The 15961-nt window shown below is 57.3% G+C and carries 13 protein-coding genes; 2 read left to right on the plus strand and 11 right to left on the minus strand.

The window, feature by feature from the left end:
- Nucleotide 1 precedes the first annotated feature (1 nt).
- From ACR0NN_RS01040 to gltX, 3 genes are all read right to left on the minus strand, one after another.
- Nucleotides 2-943, minus strand: a complete 942-nt coding sequence (locus ACR0NN_RS01040) for an autotransporter outer membrane beta-barrel domain-containing protein (RefSeq protein WP_170718850.1) — start codon at nucleotides 941-943, stop codon at nucleotides 2-4.
- A 173-nt stretch (nucleotides 944-1116) separates the two neighbouring features.
- Entirely contained in the window at nucleotides 1117-2412 is a 1296-nt protein-coding gene (gene gltA, locus ACR0NN_RS01045) for a citrate synthase (RefSeq protein ID WP_170683712.1), read from the minus strand.
- 113 nt (nucleotides 2413-2525) lie between these two features.
- A complete protein-coding gene (gene gltX / locus ACR0NN_RS01050) occupies nucleotides 2526-3932 on the minus strand; it encodes a glutamate--tRNA ligase (RefSeq protein WP_170718852.1) in 1407 nt (468 codons plus the stop codon).
- A 78-nt stretch (nucleotides 3933-4010) separates the two neighbouring features.
- Between gltX and ACR0NN_RS01055 the strand changes: the two genes are divergently transcribed.
- A complete protein-coding gene (locus ACR0NN_RS01055; RefSeq protein WP_170718854.1) occupies nucleotides 4011-6038 on the plus strand; it encodes a ComEC/Rec2 family competence protein in 2028 nt (675 codons plus the stop codon).
- On the opposite strand, the gene lexA is transcribed toward ACR0NN_RS01055, so the two are convergent.
- The 6 genes from lexA to ACR0NN_RS01085 form a co-directional block, all read right to left on the minus strand.
- Nucleotides 6032-6730: a transcriptional repressor LexA gene (lexA, locus tag ACR0NN_RS01060; protein WP_170720151.1), complete on the minus strand. Its 699-nt coding sequence runs from the start codon at nucleotides 6728-6730 to the stop codon at nucleotides 6032-6034. The genes ACR0NN_RS01055 and lexA overlap by 7 nt on opposite strands.
- A gap of 70 nt (nucleotides 6731-6800) precedes the next feature.
- Nucleotides 6801-7973 carry a molybdopterin molybdotransferase MoeA gene (locus ACR0NN_RS01065; RefSeq protein WP_170718856.1) on the minus strand — a complete coding sequence of 391 codons (1173 nt, stop codon included), beginning with the start codon at nucleotides 7971-7973 and terminating at the stop codon, nucleotides 6801-6803.
- The gene (gene moaC, locus ACR0NN_RS01070; RefSeq protein ID WP_170718858.1) at nucleotides 7970-8443 is read right to left on the minus strand and encodes a cyclic pyranopterin monophosphate synthase MoaC; all 474 of its coding nucleotides are present in this window, start codon (nucleotides 8441-8443) and stop codon (nucleotides 7970-7972) included. The genes ACR0NN_RS01065 and moaC overlap by 4 nt, the downstream gene beginning before the upstream one ends.
- Complete coding sequence (gene trpC, locus ACR0NN_RS01075) at nucleotides 8443-9255, minus strand: indole-3-glycerol phosphate synthase TrpC (RefSeq protein ID WP_170683717.1); 813 nt, start codon at nucleotides 9253-9255, stop codon at nucleotides 8443-8445. The genes moaC and trpC overlap by 1 nt, the downstream gene beginning before the upstream one ends.
- Complete coding sequence (gene trpD, locus ACR0NN_RS01080) at nucleotides 9252-10271, minus strand: anthranilate phosphoribosyltransferase (RefSeq protein WP_170683718.1); 1020 nt, start codon at nucleotides 10269-10271, stop codon at nucleotides 9252-9254. The genes trpC and trpD overlap by 4 nt, the downstream gene beginning before the upstream one ends.
- A complete protein-coding gene (locus ACR0NN_RS01085; RefSeq protein WP_170718860.1) occupies nucleotides 10268-10849 on the minus strand; it encodes an aminodeoxychorismate/anthranilate synthase component II in 582 nt (193 codons plus the stop codon). Before ACR0NN_RS01085 ends, trpD begins: the two co-directional genes overlap by 4 nt.
- Before the next feature lie 197 nt (nucleotides 10850-11046).
- Here ACR0NN_RS01085 and ACR0NN_RS01090 point away from each other — a divergent pair, with 197 nt between their 5' ends.
- Nucleotides 11047-12534, plus strand: a complete 1488-nt coding sequence (locus ACR0NN_RS01090; protein WP_480683729.1) for a divergent polysaccharide deacetylase family protein — start codon at nucleotides 11047-11049, stop codon at nucleotides 12532-12534.
- A gap of 24 nt (nucleotides 12535-12558) precedes the next feature.
- Here ACR0NN_RS01090 and trpE read toward each other — a convergent pair whose 3' ends face one another.
- Together trpE and ACR0NN_RS01100 are read right to left on the minus strand one after the other, a co-directional pair.
- On the minus strand, nucleotides 12559-14070 hold the full coding sequence (gene trpE, locus ACR0NN_RS01095) for an anthranilate synthase component I (RefSeq protein WP_170718861.1): 1512 nt from the start codon (nucleotides 14068-14070) through the stop codon (nucleotides 12559-12561).
- 11 nt (nucleotides 14071-14081) lie between these two features.
- The gene (locus ACR0NN_RS01100; RefSeq protein WP_170718864.1) at nucleotides 14082-15923 is read right to left on the minus strand and encodes a SurA N-terminal domain-containing protein; all 1842 of its coding nucleotides are present in this window, start codon (nucleotides 15921-15923) and stop codon (nucleotides 14082-14084) included.
- Nucleotides 15924-15961: the final 38 nt, after the last annotated feature.

The raw sequence follows: 15961 nt of genomic DNA on the forward strand, positions 1-15961 counted from the left end.
CTCAGAAACTGATGCCAATCCCGGCCGAAAACCCATTCACCGTATCGCTGCCATAATAGCGGACCATGAACCGGGTGGTTGACACCCAGGGCACCCAGGTATCGGACAAATCAACCTCGATCCCGCCGCCGACACGGGCCAGCCAGTCGGTTCCAAGCACCAATGCCTGATCGCCAATCAGATAGGATAAAGACAAGTCTCCCACCCAGCGGACCGGGCGCCCAAACATACGCTTTCCGGTCGGAAAGCGATATCGCGACCACAGAACGGCATTTGCGGCGGTGGATTCAACCAACAGGTCTTCGTTGTCGCCAATCGGCCAATATTCGATGTGAGTGTAACGCAGGCTCGCTTCGAATTCGCGATCATTCGACAATGGTTTTTCGTAAGAAACTGTCATGGAGCCACCCGCACCCCCGGCCCAAATCCCTCCGCTGTCCAGGAAATCCCGGTCTAGGCCCAATCGGTTTGCGATTGCCTGAGCCCCGACTGACGCGTCGGATTGTGTCCGACCAACTGAAATGTGGGCCATCGGGGTGAGCTTCCAGAATTCTCCGATGTCGAACTGATATCCTACGCCGCCGGTAAGGGCGAGGCTCGTCCATTTCAAAGGGATGCGTGTCGTCTCGCCCGTGCCGCTGAAGGTTAAAACCGGGTCGTAGCGGGCGTAGCCGATATATCCCTCAAGGTAGATCGGCACACCTTCGGCAAGGCGAAAACCCCCTCCCAGCTGTGCAGACTTGAAGTCGTAATCTCGATTGGCTGTATTTGATTGCAACGCAATCGTACTGGCTGAATCATCTGGGATTCCTGCCAATCCCAATATCGCAAGAGACCCCGCAGCGTTTTCTTCTTGTTGCTTCTCAAAAGCGCGTTCCAGCAAGCTTTGAGCAGACGCAGCCTGAGTGAACAACAACAAGAGTAGCAAAAGTGGTAAACGCATGAGAACCAATTCCAACCGCAAGATATGGCGACCATAGGTTGGCTAGAATGTCTCGGGAAGAAAGAACACGCTCATAGATTGTGATTGGCTCTGCAAGGTTTCATTTTCGTAACGCTGCGCAACAAAAAAGGCCCCGGTTTTCCGGGGCCTTTGCGTCGAAATCTGACTGTTGGTCAGCGATTTTCGATGTCTACATAATCGCGGCTTGTCTCGCCTAGATACAGCTGACGCGGACGACCAATCTTGTTCTGTGGATCGGCAATCATTTCTTTCCACTGGCTGACCCAGCCAACCGTGCGCGACAGAGCGAAGATCGGAGTGAACATCGAGGTTGGGAAGCCCATCGCTTCCATCACGATTCCCGAATAGAAATCGACATTCGGGAACAGTTTCTTTTCGATGAAATATGGATCTTCCAGCGCCTGTTTTTCCAGCGCCTTTGCGACCTGCAGCTTGGGGTTGTTTTCGATGCCCAGCAGGTCAAGAACTTCGTCCGCTGATTGCTTCATAACCTTCGCACGTGGGTCAAAGTTCTTATAGACACGGTGGCCAAAACCCATCAGGCGGAATGGATCATCCTTGTCTTTGGCGCGCTCAATGAACTCTGGGATACGGTCCACGCTGCCAATTTCTTCCAGCATTTCAAGGCATGCTTGGTTCGCGCCACCATGTGCGGGTCCCCAGAGGCAGGCGATGCCTGCCGCAATACACGCGAACGGATTCGCACCAGATGAAGACGCCAGGCGTACGGTCGAGGTCGATGCGTTTTGCTCATGATCGGCCTGCAACATAAAGATGCGATCCATGGCGCGCGCCAGAATCGGGTTTACTTCATAGTCCTCAGCAGGAACCGCGAAACACATGCGCAGGAAGTTCGACGCATAGTCCAGATCATTGCGCGGATACACAAAGGGCTGACCAATGTGGTACTTATAGGCCCATGCCGCAATGGTCGGCATCTTCGCGATCAGACGGTGCGAAGCAACCTCACGCTGACGCGGGTCAGAAATATCGGTCGAATCGTGATAGAACGCAGACATCGCCCCGACAACACCCACCATGATGGCCATCGGATGCGCATCCCGGCGGAACCCGCGATAGAAATACTGCATTTGTTCGTGCAGCATCGTGTGACGGGTGATCGTGGTCTCAAAGTTTTCGAGATCATTAGCGGACGGCAACTCGCCATATAGCAGCAGATAGCTCAGCTCTAAGAAGTGCGATTTGGACGCAATTTGTTCAATCGGGTAGCCGCGATGCAGCAGTTCGCCCTTGTCACCGTCAATAAAAGTGATGGTGCTGTCACAGCTTGCAGTCGAGGTGAAGCCTGGATCGTAGGTAAAGACGCCAGCCTGACCATAGAGCTTGCGAATATCGATCACATCGGGCCCCGCAGTCGGAGAAAATACCGGCAGATCATAGCTTTCGCCGTGGACAGTCAGTTTGGCTGTTTTTTGGCTCTCGGTCATGTTTATCCCTTCTTCATTCGTGCACATGTCGGCTCGTTGTCCGACAAGCAGGCAACGACTGCGTTCAGCAGCGCAGTCCGTCATTAACGGAGCAGCGTTACCCTAATGTGAAATCAGGTCAGGTTCGCTGCATCAGAAAGCCGCGCCAGGGTTTCATCCCGCCCAAGCACAAGCATCATGTCAAATACCGAAGGTGTTACTGCTCGGCCCGCCAGCGCCGCGCGCAGCGGACCAGCCAGTTTGCCGAACTTAACCCCATTCGCCTCTGCGAACGAATTCAGGGTCTCCTCCAGTTCGTTGCGAGACCAGCTAGCATTTTGCAGCTGCGGCGTCAATTCATTCAGTATACCATCGGATACAGATGCAAGCGCCTTTGCCGCCTTTTCATCCGGTTGAATTGGCCGTGATGTAAGGATAAATTCAGCTTTTTCAAGTAATTCTGGGAAAGTGCGCGCCCGATCTTTGAGGCAATACATTGCACGGATCAAATCACTCGATTGTGTTTCAGACAGAAGTGGCAAACCAGCCGATTTCAGATACTCCTGAATCTCTTGCTGCAATGCAGCATCTTCCCCAACGGCAATATGCTGGCCACACAGGTTTTCCAGCTTTTTCATGTCAAATCGCGCCGGGCTTTTGCCGATGCCATCAAGGTCAAACCACTCTTTGGCTTGCGTATCCGTAAAGAATTCGTCGTCTCCGTGGCTCCAACCCAACCGCGCCAGATAATTGCGCATTCCGGCTGCCGGATATCCCATGGCTTGATACTCTTGCGCCCCCAATGCTCCATGGCGCTTGCTGAGTTTTTTGCCATCTGGGCCGTGAATCAATGGGATATGCGCCCAGAATGGAACGTCCCAGCCCATCGCCTCGTAGATCATCATCTGACGGGCCGCGTTGTTGAGGTGATCGTCACCCCGGATTACATGGGTCACGCCCATGTCGTGGTCATCAACTACAACGGCCAGCATATAGACGGGTGTTCCATCCGAACGCAGCAGGATCATGTCATCCAGCTGATCGTTGCGAATGGTGACTTCGCCTTGAACCTGATCACGGATGATGGTGGAGCCGTCCTGCGGGGCCTTTATGCGGATCACATAAGGGGCTTCAGGGTGCGATGAGGGTTCGGCATCCCGCCAGGGGCTACGAAACAGGGTCGACTTGCCTTCAGCGCGTGCCTGTTCGCGGAATGCCGCGATTTCTTCCTGCGTCGAAAAACACTTGTAAGCCTTACCCTCGGACAGCAGTTGATGTGCAACTTCGGCGTGCCGGTCAGCGCCATCGAACTGGCTGATGACATCGCCATCGTGATCCAGCCCGAGCCACGCCATACCCTGCAGAATCGCAGCGGTCGCTTCGGGGGTTGACCGCTCGCGATCCGTATCTTCGATCCGCAGCAGGAATTTGCCCCTACGGCCCCGCGCATAAAGCCAGTTGAACAACGCAGTGCGCGCGCCACCAATGTGCAAAAAACCGGTGGGAGAGGGGGCAAAGCGGGTGACGACCTGATCGGACATGGTGTGGATTAACCTTTTGGTAACCTTCGCGGGCATAGTTTGGCGACTATCTACCCAGCCCGAAGGACGGGGGCAACCATGCGTGCTCTGACACGGGTCGAGACCGCATTGCTGACCCAGCGGGGACATTTGTTTCCGTGGTCTCCGATTTGTCTGGCTGTCGGCATCGGCGGGTATTTCGGCCTGAGGTTCGAGCCCGCAGCTGACCTGTACGTCGGCGTTCTGGCATTTGCGTTGCTTTTGTTGGCGGCGGCGCGCTGGATCGGGGTTGCCTGGCGTCCGCTGGCCGTCGGAATGGCGCTGATCGCAACAGGATTTCTGTTGGCAGGCGCTCGGGCTCATACGGTTGCAGAGCCGGTTCTGCAATGGCGCTATTACGGCCCAGTCGAGGGGAGGGTCGCGGCGCTGGACCGCTCTGCGTCGGATGCGTTGCGGGTGACACTGGATCAGGTGCGGATCGGGGACGTGCCTGTTGACCAGAGACCACAGCGCATCCGGCTATCCATTCATGGTGACACCGTGAACCTTTCGCCAGGCCAAAGGATCATGACCACCGCCCATCTTTCGCCGCCGCAAGGACCTGTCGAGCCTGGCGGTTTTGATTTTCGACGCCACGCTTGGTTTCAGCAGCTTGGCGCTGTCGGATACACCCGCGTCCCGGTTTTGACCTCGGCGCCGGCCCAAGATGGGCGTGACGGCGTTCGTGTAACGGCCTGGCGCATGGCCATCTCGGACCGGGTGCGCGCGATCCTACCTGGCGAGGTCGGAGGGTTTGCCGCTGCTGTCACCACCGGAGATCGCAGCGGAATGGGGCAATCCTCGCTTGAGGCGCTGCGCGCATCTAATCTGGCACATCTTCTTGCGATTTCTGGTTTGCATATGGGGTTGCTGACCGGCTTTGTTTTCGTGGCTTGTCGCGTTGGGTTTTCGATGATGCCTGCACTTGCGCTGCGTGCACCTGTTCGGAAACTGGCAGCCATCTGCGCCTTGTTTGCCGCTACGATCTATTTGTTCCTCTCTGGTGGAAATGTAGCAACCGAACGGGCATTTGTTATGGTTTGTGTCATGTTGGGGGCGGTGCTGCTGGATCGCCGCGCGATTTCACTGCGTGCGGTGGCAGTTGCTGCGCTGATCGTTCTGGTGTTGCGACCTGAAACCTTGCTGAGCCCGGGATTTCAGATGTCATTTGCTGCCACGACCGCGCTTGTTGCAGCGTTTGGGGCCCTGCGCAACTACGGTCCAATGCCCGGCCCAAAGTGGTTCCGACCGGTGCTTGCTTTGCTAATGTCTTCAGCCATTGCGGGGATCGCAACCGCGCCAATTGGGGCCGCGCATTTCAATACCGTCTCGCACTACGGATTAGTGGCGAACCTCGTTTCGGTGCCCGTGATGGGTACGCTTGTCGTTCCCAGCGCCGTTGTTGCAGCGCTCCTTGCGCCCTTCGGGCTTGAAGCAATCGCGCTGCATGTGATGGGTTTGGGGCTGAGATGGATACTCGCCGTTGCACATTGGGTATCGGATCTCGAGGGCGCACGGGGATTTGTTGTCAGCCCATTGGGATTTGTTCTGCCCGTTCTGACAATGTCGGTCCTATGGTTGATCTTGTGGCAAGGTCGCGCGCGATGGATCGGCGTGGCTCCTGCGGTGGTGGCTATTGCGATGTGGGGGCAGGGCAGCCGGCCTGATGTTCTGATCGCTGATACCGGGGGTCTTGTCGGCGTCATGACCGAAGAGGGACGTGCGCTGAGTAAACCCAAAGGTAGCGGATTTGTCGCATCAGTTTGGTTGGAAAATGACGGGGATGGCGTAGATCAGACCAAGGCTGCGCTGCGTTGGCCCGAGCCTACCGAAGGTGTTCAGCGTTACCTGATGGGTGGCAAAGAGCTTGTGCACCTGACGGGTAAACGCGCAGCGCTTGCATTCGATGAGTGTGATCCAGATCAGATCGTAATTGCACCAGTCTCTCTGTCGCTGAAAGGGGCATGCAGTGTCTATGATCTTGAGACACTGCAAAAGACAGGCAGTCTTGCGCTGTCAAAGGGTCGGGTATTGACCAGCACCTATGTCTCAGGCCGTCGCTTGTGGTCGCCTAAGTCGCGTCAGTAGCTGCGGATCAGACCGACCAGACGACCCTGAACCTTCACTTTATCTTCAGGCAGAACGCGGGTTTCATAGGCTGGATTGGCTGCTTCTAGCGCGATGGCCTGACCGCGGCGGAAGAAGCGTTTCAGAGTAGCCTCCTGATCCTCGACCAGCGCAACCACGATATCACCATTATCAGCAGCTGTGGTTTCGCGGATGACCACCACATCGCCATCATTGATCCCCGCTTCGATCATGGAGTCACCCCGAACCTCGAGCGCATAATGCTCTCCACGGCCCGAAACCATTGATCCCGGTACAGCAACGCGGTGTGAGACATGTCTGATCGCTTCGATCGGAACACCAGCTGCGATCCGGCCCATCACAGGCAATTCCATCGCATCAACGGTGACAGGTTCGAAATTGGCGGGGCGAGGACCTTCTGGACGGTCGCCTTCGATCACGCGAGGTTTGAAACCCGCCGTGGGTTCACCGCCCAAACTTTCGGGCAGCTTCACGATTTCTATGGCGCGCGCCCTGTGGGCGAGACGGCGGATAAAGCCTCGTTCCTCCAGCGCGGTGATCAGTCGGTGGATTCCGGATTTGGAACGCAGGTCCAACGCCGCCTTCATTTCATCAAAACTGGGCGGAACACCGTCCGCTTGCACGCGTTTGTGGATGAATTCCAGCAAATCCAATTGCTTCTTGGTCAGCATCGCTCGCACCTCATCGCTCATGCGTTTTCTTTTGTTCTACGCATGTTCACGTTTTGTGTCAACGGATTTGCTAAATCGGCAGGTAGGTGACGTCTTCACCAACGGTGCGCGCTGGATCGTTGGGCTGGCGTACAATCAACGCATTTGCCTGCGCCAGAACGCTAAGCAGCGAGCTGTCTTGATCACCACAAGCGCGAATACCGCCGCGGTCTACAACTGCGCGCATGTAATGTTCGCGCCCACCGTTTTGAGCAAGCGGAGCCGTCAGCCGGGCCTGTTGCAGAGGCGAAAGCACCTGATCTATTCCCAGCATGTGGCGCACCATCGGAACCAGAAAAAGATAACCACAAACCATGGCGCTGACAGGGTTGCCGGGCAGGCCAACCATTGCGGCATCGCCCAAGTGCCCGGCCATCAGCGGTTTGCCGGGGCGCATGCGAATCTTGTAGAATGACTGTTCCAGACCAAGACCCTCTGACACATCTGCAACCAGATCATATTCGCCGACCGAAGCCCCACCAATGGTCACGACAAGGTCTGCGCCCTGCGCCAAGCCAAAAGCGGTTTCCAGTGACGCAACAGTGTCTCGTGCAATCGGAAGCACACGTACATGCGCGCCGTTGTTTTCAAGCAACGCTTTCAAGCCAAAGGTATTCGAGGCTATGATTTGATCAGGCCCGGGCGTTTCACCGGGCATCACCAGTTCGTTGCCAGTCGAGATCAATGCGACGATAGGTTTGCGCGCCACAGGAACTGATGCAACGTTCATCGCCGCCATCAGCGCAATGTCTTCCGGCCTGATCCGGCGGGGAGCCTTGATTTCTGTACCAATGGCGAAATCGATACCTGCTGGACGGATATTGGTCTTTTCGCCGGGGATGTCCGTTATCGTGATTAGATTGCCGCGCCGGTCGACATCTTCCTGAATGACCACGAAATCCGCACCATTAGGGACGGGCGCGCCAGTGAATATCCGCACCGCCTGTCCTGGGCCGACGTTTCGTTCAAAGCGCTGTCCGGCTGCAGACTCTCCCACAACCTTGAACATCGCGTGCAGTTCAACTTCGGTCGCCTTAACCGCGTATCCATCCATTGAGGAGGCCGCAAAAGGGGGCTGATCACGGGTTGCGGTGACATCTTGCGCCAAAACACGACCGCTTGCATCGGAAAGGCCAACGGTTTCTGCCGGCAGAGGGGAAACCAGATCAAACAGCAGCGCGCGCGCTTCTTCTACTGATATCATGACGCCTCGTAACGACCTGATTTTCCGCCATCTTTCAGCAATACCCGAATGCCGCCGATTTCCATCGCCTTATCCACGGCCTTGGTCATGTCATAAACGGTCAATGCTGCTGTTGAGACTGCAGTCAGCGCCTCCATCTCGACTCCGGTCTGCCCCGAGGTCTTAACGGTGGCTTCAATCTGAACGCCGGGAAGATCGGGGTCCAGAGTAAGCTCAACAGCGACTTTGGTGACGGGTAATGGATGACAGAGTGGTATGAGATCCGGCGTCTTTTTGGCGCCCATGATACCTGCAAGCCGTGCAACGCCCAGCACATCGCCTTTCTTGGCGCGCCCTTCAGAAATGATATCAAATGTTTCTTGCGCCATCTTGATGTGACCGGCGGCGACCGCAACCCTGTCGGTGACGGCCTTGTCAGACACATCCACCATGTGGGCCTCACCTTTGGCATCAAAATGCGTCAGTGGCATCACATCACTCCGGGGATCAATGGATTGGCCAGCAGTGAACGGGTGGCGCTAGCCACATCATCCTGACGCATCAGGCTTTCACCAATCAGGAAGCAACGCGCGCCATAACGCGCGATATCGGCGAGATCGGCCGGAGTACTCAGGCCGCTTTCGCAGACAATCGTGCGATCCGCGGGAACCAGCTTTGACAGATGGCGCGTCGTATCAAGACTTGTCTCGAAGGTCTTGAGATTGCGGTTGTTTATCCCGATCAGGGGGCTTTTCAACTGTGTCGCCCGCTCCAGTTCTTCGGCATCATGCACTTCGATCAGAACATCCATTCCCCAATCGAAAGCAGTTTGCTCAAGCTCTGCCGCCTGCGCGTCTTCGACCGAGGCCATTATAATCAGGATACAGTCGGCACCCAGAGCTCGGGCCTCGACCACCTGATAGGGATCATACATGAAATCCTTGCGCAGTGCGGGCAGCGAACACGCCGCGCGCGCTTCGGTCAGGAAGTTTTTCGCCCCCTGAAAGCTTGGTGTGTCTGTAAGAACCGAAAGGCAGGCGGCCCCTCCAGCTTCATAGGCTTGGGCCAATGCAGGCGGATTGAAATCTTCGCGGATCAATCCCTTGGACGGGCTGGCCTTCTTAACTTCTGCAATTAGCCCATACCCAGTGCGGGTTGCCTTGTGCAAAGCTTCTGCAAATTCGCGCACCTCTGGTGCACTACGGGCCTCGGACTCCAATGTTTCCAGAGACTTATTTGCCTTGTCTGAGGCAACTTCTTCTAATTTGTAGGCTTTGATCCTATCCAGAACGGTCTCTGTCATGCGGCTTCCTGTGTAATGCGTGCCAGCGCGTTAATCTTGTCGCGGGCCTTTCCGCTGTCGATGCTTTCAGCAGCCATCGCGACCCCTTCGCGCAAATCGCTTGCGGCGTCTGCGACGACAAGGGCAGCGGCAGAGTTTAGCAGCACCGCATCACGATAGGCCGAGGGTTGGCCATCAAGCAATGCGCGGAATGCGACGGCGTTTTCTTCCGGCGTGCCACCGACGATGTCTTCGAACGGATGTACGGGCAGGCCAGCGTCTTCTGGGTGAAGCTCGACTTCCTTCACTGCGCCATCTTTTACCGAGGCGACCCAGCTGATGCCTGTGATCGTCAATTCATCAGTTCCGTCAGAGCCATGCACCAACCACGCATGCTCAGCACCCAGCAGGCCCAACGTTTCCGCCATCGGGCGGATCAGGTCTTTGCTGAACGCTCCGGTCAGTTGCCGCTTTACCCCAGCGGGGTTGGTGAGTGGACCGAGAATGTTAAAGATCGTGCGCGTCCCAAGCTCTTGCCGTGATGGCATGACATGGGCGATGGCAGGGTGATGCATCGGGGCCATCATGAAGCCAATGCCGACCTCTTGCAGCGCTTTTTCAACAACTTCCGGCCCGACCATCACGTTGATGCCGAGCTGGCCAAGCGCATCTGCCGCGCCGGATTTCGAACTGAGATTTCGGTTGCCGTGCTTGGCAACCGTGACTCCAGCACCTGCAGTCACAAAAGCGGTGGCAGTCGAGATGTTCAGCGTACCCTTGCCGTCACCCCCGGTTCCAACGATATCCATCGCACCAGCCGGGGCTTTCACTGCATTGCATTTCGCCCTCATCACGGCGGCAGCCGCCGCGTATTCATCTACCGTTTCACCCCGAGTACGCATTGCCATCAGCAAACCGCCGATTTGGCTGGGTGTTGCTGCGCCATCAAAAAGAATGCCAAAGGCCTGCTCAGCCTCGGTACGGGTCAGAGGTCGGTCAGCCGCAGCACCGATCAGCGGTTTCAGAGCGTCGCTCATGCTGGGACTTTCATTTCATTCAGGAAATTCTTGAGTAGGGCGTGCCCGTGTTCAGAGGCGATGGATTCCGGGTGGAATTGAACGCCGTGAATCGGCAGCTCTTTGTGTTGCAACCCCATGATCGTGCCGTCTTCAAGCTCGGCGGTGATTTCAAGGCAGTCAGGGAGGCTTTCGCGCTCGACGATCAGAGAATGATAACGTGTCGCCTCGAAGGGTGAAGGAAGACCTGCGAATACGCCTTTTCCGGTGTGCTTCATCGTGCCCATCTTGCCGTGAACGATTTCATGGCAGCGCACAACCTTTCCGCCAAAAGCCTGACCGATCGTCTGATGGCCAAGGCAGACGCCCATTAGTGGCGTTTGGGTCTCAGCGGCTGCTACGGTTAGCGCCAGACAGATGCCCGCCTGATCAGGGTCACAAGGGCCAGGGCTCAGCAGGATACCAGCCGGGTTCATCGCCATCGCTTCCTGCACATCCAGCGCGTCATTCCGGCGCACGACCATCTCGGCCCCAAGCTCACCCAGATAGTGAACGAGGTTGTAGGTAAACGAGTCATAGTTGTCGATCAGCAGCAGCATTTGAGCACTTATCTTCTTATGGCCATTTCGGGCTGGCGATGCAGGCCTCAGGCGCGGTATGATGTCGGGACATACATGCTCAGGCTTGCGCGGCAGCGTCAAGAGGACATACCCAACTTGACACAGTACAAGTAAGCGCCACGAAAGATGGTGTCCGGGCGAAAGAGGCACGAAACAACGCGAGAGGCGAGAATTCGATGGGCGGATTTTACGGTGGATTGATCGCCGGGGCGGTCTCGGTATTGGCACTGGGCGCAGTTTTGTCGCTTACCACACCTTTGACGCGCAAACCAGAAGTGGCGGCAACAGCCCCCGAAGTTGCTGATGCGCCCAAGCCCGTCGAGCCTGCGAAGGTTGACGAAAGCAGCGTTGATGCTGATCTGGTGGAATTGCCGCCGTCTGGGCCAGAGGCTCCTGAAGTATCGTCAGATTCCCTGGATGGGTTGGCTGGCATAGAGTTGGAACCGGGCGCGCGCCCCGAAACAGTTGCAACGCCGTCCGAGACTTCCGCGCCCGAAGGCATTTCCGCTCCGGCAGTGACTGTCCAGACGCAGGCCCCGGCCGCGCCGCCCGCACCGCTGGTCGAGCCAGAAGCGCCAAAGCAAGAGGCCGAACCGGCAACGCTTGCAGAAGCTCCACCTCCGCCAGAGCCAGAGTTGGTCCCAGAACCGGAAGTGGTGGAAGAAGAACCTAAAGAACAAGCACCTCAGATCGCGGCGCTGCAGCCAGAAACCGAGGCCTTGCCAGATGTGCCTGTCGAGACGCCGGAAGTTGAGCTCGTACCCGAAGACAATCCGATCGCTGTTGAGGGCGAAGAAGATACGCGCCCGGTTCAGCAGCCTCGTGTCCTGCAGCTGCCGCAAATCGGTGGCGACGGTGATACCGCATTGAACGGCTCGCTGGCAGGTAAACGTATCATTCCACTGACCGAACGGGATGATGCTCCGGCGGAGCAAGCTGAGGTCGTGCCCGAAGTAGAGGCAAAGCCAATCGAGGCCCATGCGGCAAGTTTCGATAACCCGGACTCCAAACCGCTCATGTCGATCATTTTGATCGATGATGAAGGGGCCTTTGGGGCCGAGGCGCTTCAGGATTTTCCATATCCACTTAGTTTTGCCATAAGTCCGTCAGACCCAGAAGCGGCTGAGAAGATGGCGCGTCACCGCGCAGCAGGGTTCGAAGTCCTGGCGTTGATTGACATGCACGAAGCAGCCAGCGCACAGGATGCCGAAGTGTCGCTGTCGGTTTGGTTGGATGAATTACCGCACACCGTTGGCATTTTGGAAGGCGTCGGAACCGGCATTCAGGGCAACCGAAAGCTGGCCGATCAAGTCGCGGCGATTGCAGGCGATACCGGGCGAGGTTTGGTGACGCAGGACAACGGCCTGAACACCGCGCAGAAACTGGCCGCGCGAAACGGGATTCCTTCAAGCGTCGTGTTCCGCGATTTCGACGGCGCCAGGCAGGATCCTAAGATCATGCGCCGTTTTCTTGATCAGGCCGCATTCCGAGCCGGGCAGGAGGGGGCCGTCGTCATGTTAGGGCGCCTTCGCCCCGAAACGATTTCGGCCCTACTGCTGTGGGGCCTTGAGGACCGCGGCAGCCGCGTGGCCATGGCGCCAATCTCAGCGGTCATGATGAAAGAGGTTCAGCAGGACAATCCTGAAACCCCGACGGATGGCTAACAGCAATTAACTGCCGTCGACCTATTAGCTGTTTCCGCTACCGGTAAAACGCGCTGCATCCGCTGCCGCGCGGCGGATAGCGTTGGATTTATGGACCGTCTCCATATATTCCGCTTCGGGATCGCTGTCATAGACAACGCCTCCGCCAGCTTGAATATAGAGCTTGTGGTCCTTCACAATGGCTGTGCGCAAAGCGATGCACATATCCATGTCGCCACCAGCGCTGAAATAGCCGACGCCGCCGCCGTAAAGGCCGCGCTTTTCAGGCTCCAGCTCGTCGATGATCTCCATAGCGCGGACCTTGGGCGCGCCTGAGACGGTCCCGGCAGGCATCCCGGCAAAGAAGGCATCCAGCGCGTCTTTATCTTCGGCCAGCTCTCCGACAACGTTTGACACGATGTGCATCACGTGGCTGTAGCGTTCGATTATGAACTCTTCGGTGGGTCGTACGGTGCCGATCTTGGCAACGCGACCAGTGTCGTTACGACCCAAATCCAGCAGCATCAGATGCTCGGCCAGTTCTTTCTTGTCGGCCAGCAGATCGATCTCGTTCGCCTTGTCCTCTTCGGGCGTCGCACCGCGTGGACGGGTGCCAGCGATGGGGCGTATCGTGACTTCATCACCAAAGACGCGGACCAGAATCTCGGGGCTTGCGCCTACAACCTGAAATCCGCCGAAGTTGAAGTAGAACATAAATGGCGACGGGTTGGTGCGCCGAAGCGAGCGGTAGAGTGCAAAGGGGGGCTGCGGGAAATCCTGCGTCCAGCGTTGGGCTGGAACGACCTGAAAGATATCACCGGCGCGGATGTATTCTTTGGCCTTTTCAACGGCCTCCATATAACCGGATTTGGTGAAGTTCGATGTCGGAGGGCCGACCTCGATGGCGTCCCCTAGATCACGGGTTTCGGCGGGCATGGCGCGTTCCAGATCGCGCACCGCGTCCATCACGCGCTCGGCGGCTTGCGCATAAGCTGCCTTGGCGGTTTGACCTTCGCTGACCCAAGCTGGTGAGACAACGGTCACCTCACCTTTGACGCCGTCCAGAACGGCGATGACCGACGGACGCAACATGATCGCGTCGGGCAGGCCCAACGGATCGGGGTTCACATCCGGTAGATACTCGACCAATCGCACCATGTCATAGCCCAGATAGCCAAACAGCCCGGCGGCAGCTTGGGGCAGATCATCCGGCAGCGCGATGCGGCTTTCGGCCAGCAGGGCGCGCAGGTTGTCCATCGGGTTACCATCCTGCGGCTGGAATGCCTCCGCGTCAAACCGAGCAGATCGATTCAGGGCCGACGACTCACCATTGCATCGCCAGACAAGATCGGGCTTCATTCCAATGATCGAATAGCGCCCGCGCACTTCGCCACCGGTCACTGACTCGAGCATGAATGCGTCTTTTTGCGCGCCGGTTAGCTTGAGCATCAGAGACACAGGCGTATCCAGATCCGCAGCAAGGCGCGTGTAGACAGCCTGATTTTCACCCGCGTCATAAGCGCGTGCGAAGGTTTCGAAATCCGGGGTCAGGGCCATTTGCGGTCTCTTTAGTAACTTGCCCGTACTGCGTTCAGCGCTTGCTGATCCAGCACAGGGCGTGCGCGGGTCTGGGCGTCGCGCACGTAGATATCAAAGATGTTTTGCGCCAAAGCCTGATCCAATTGCGCGGCCAGCGCATCCTGCATCTGGCGTTGCTCATCTGTTTCGGCTGGCGGCAGCTCTTCATCCAGACGCACAATCAAGGCTGTGCCATTTCCGGGTATGACCCGCAGCTCACCCGGTTCCATTTCAAAGACCTGAGTCATGAATTCTATCGGAACATCCTCTAGGAAAGCGGTGCGGGTCAGGGCGTTTTCCACCCGGAAAGGCAGGCCCGTGGCGGTGAAGTCACCATCGGTCGCCAGCTGTGTCAGAACCGTATTGGCTTGATTTTGCAGTGCTTTCGCGGTTTCGACCTGAACCCAGGCATCGGCGACACGGGCGCGGGCACTGTCCAGAGGCTCTGGGCGCGGTTCCAGAACCTCATTCAAGCGCATGGCAAAGATCGAACCGTCTTCGAGAAATGCGACCTCGGGAAAATCACCTTCCTGAACGGCAAGTGCAGCTGCGCGGAAGCCGTCATACGCGGCGACGCCTTCATCACTTTGCTGGGTCCAGTCGACCTGGCCCAACTCCATTTCGGTCTCACCGACCAGTTCTTCCAGCGTTGCGCCACCTGCAAGCAGGTCGTTGATGTCTTCGGCCTGTGCCTCGATCTGACGGCGCGCGCGGTCGGCAGCAAGCTCTGCGCGTAGTTCAGGCACGGCATCTTCAAACGTGACATTGTTTTCAGCCAGAGATCCATTGATCCGGAACAAGGCAGGGCCGAATACAGTGGGAAGCGGGCCGACCACGTCGTCAATCTCAGCCGCGAACACGGCGTCGGCAGCATCGCCCAGATCTTCGCGGGTGACGTCGCCGAGATCAACATCGCTCAGCTCAAGCTGTCGATCGCGGACCAATTGTTCGAAATCTGCGCCGCCGACTTCCAACTGCGCCAGCGCCTCGGTCGCGGCCTCTTCGCTGGGATAGGGCAGGCGTTCAACCAGTCGACGCTCGGGCTGAAAATACTGATCCACCCGCTGATCATAAAGGCGGCGCAGGGAATCCTCATCAACTTCGATTGTATCAAGCAGCATGTCTGGCGACAGAATCGCATAGGTCAGTTGCTTAGTGCGGGGCAGGGTGAACTGATCGGAGTTCTCGTCGTAATAGGCCTGAACCTGTGCGTCAGTCGGCTCCGCAATAGGTGTCTCCAACACATCGCCAGACAGGGTGGCAACGGTAAAGCTACGGCGGGCCAAGACATAGTTTGACAGTGCTTCGGTCAGCGTGCGGGGCATCTCGACCCCGCCCATGACTGCGCCCTGAACGATCGTGCGGGCAGATTCTTTACGCAGATCCGATTCGAACTCGGAATCGGTGATACCTACTTGTTCGAGCTGAAAGCGATAAGCTTCGCGGTCGAATGTGCCGTTGACGCCCTGGAACGCAGGGATCTGCACGATCTCGTTCTGCAGATTCTCGTCGCCGATCGAAATGCCAAGCTGACCAACCTCATTATCAAGCGCGGCCAGTGCGATCAGGCGCGACAGGGCAAGTTGGTCGAGACCAAGATCATGCGCCTGAGAAATCTGCATGGCCTGACCGGTTTGCGCTTCGACGGCACGAATTTCGCGCTGCAACTCGCGGAAGTACTCATCGACCGAGACGCTTTCGTCTCCAACTTGGGCAACAGTGCGAACGGTGCCGGTCAGGCTAGTTGCGCCAAAGCCCGCAAGGCCCAGCATCAGAAGACCCATGAGAATCCAGACAAAGGTTTTGGATAGGTTTTTCATGCCTGCGGCCATGGTGCCCTCTTGGTTTTGTCGGCAAGTGTCTGCCCTGT

The sequence above is a fragment of the Ruegeria sp. BA2 genome (assembly GCF_056539605.1).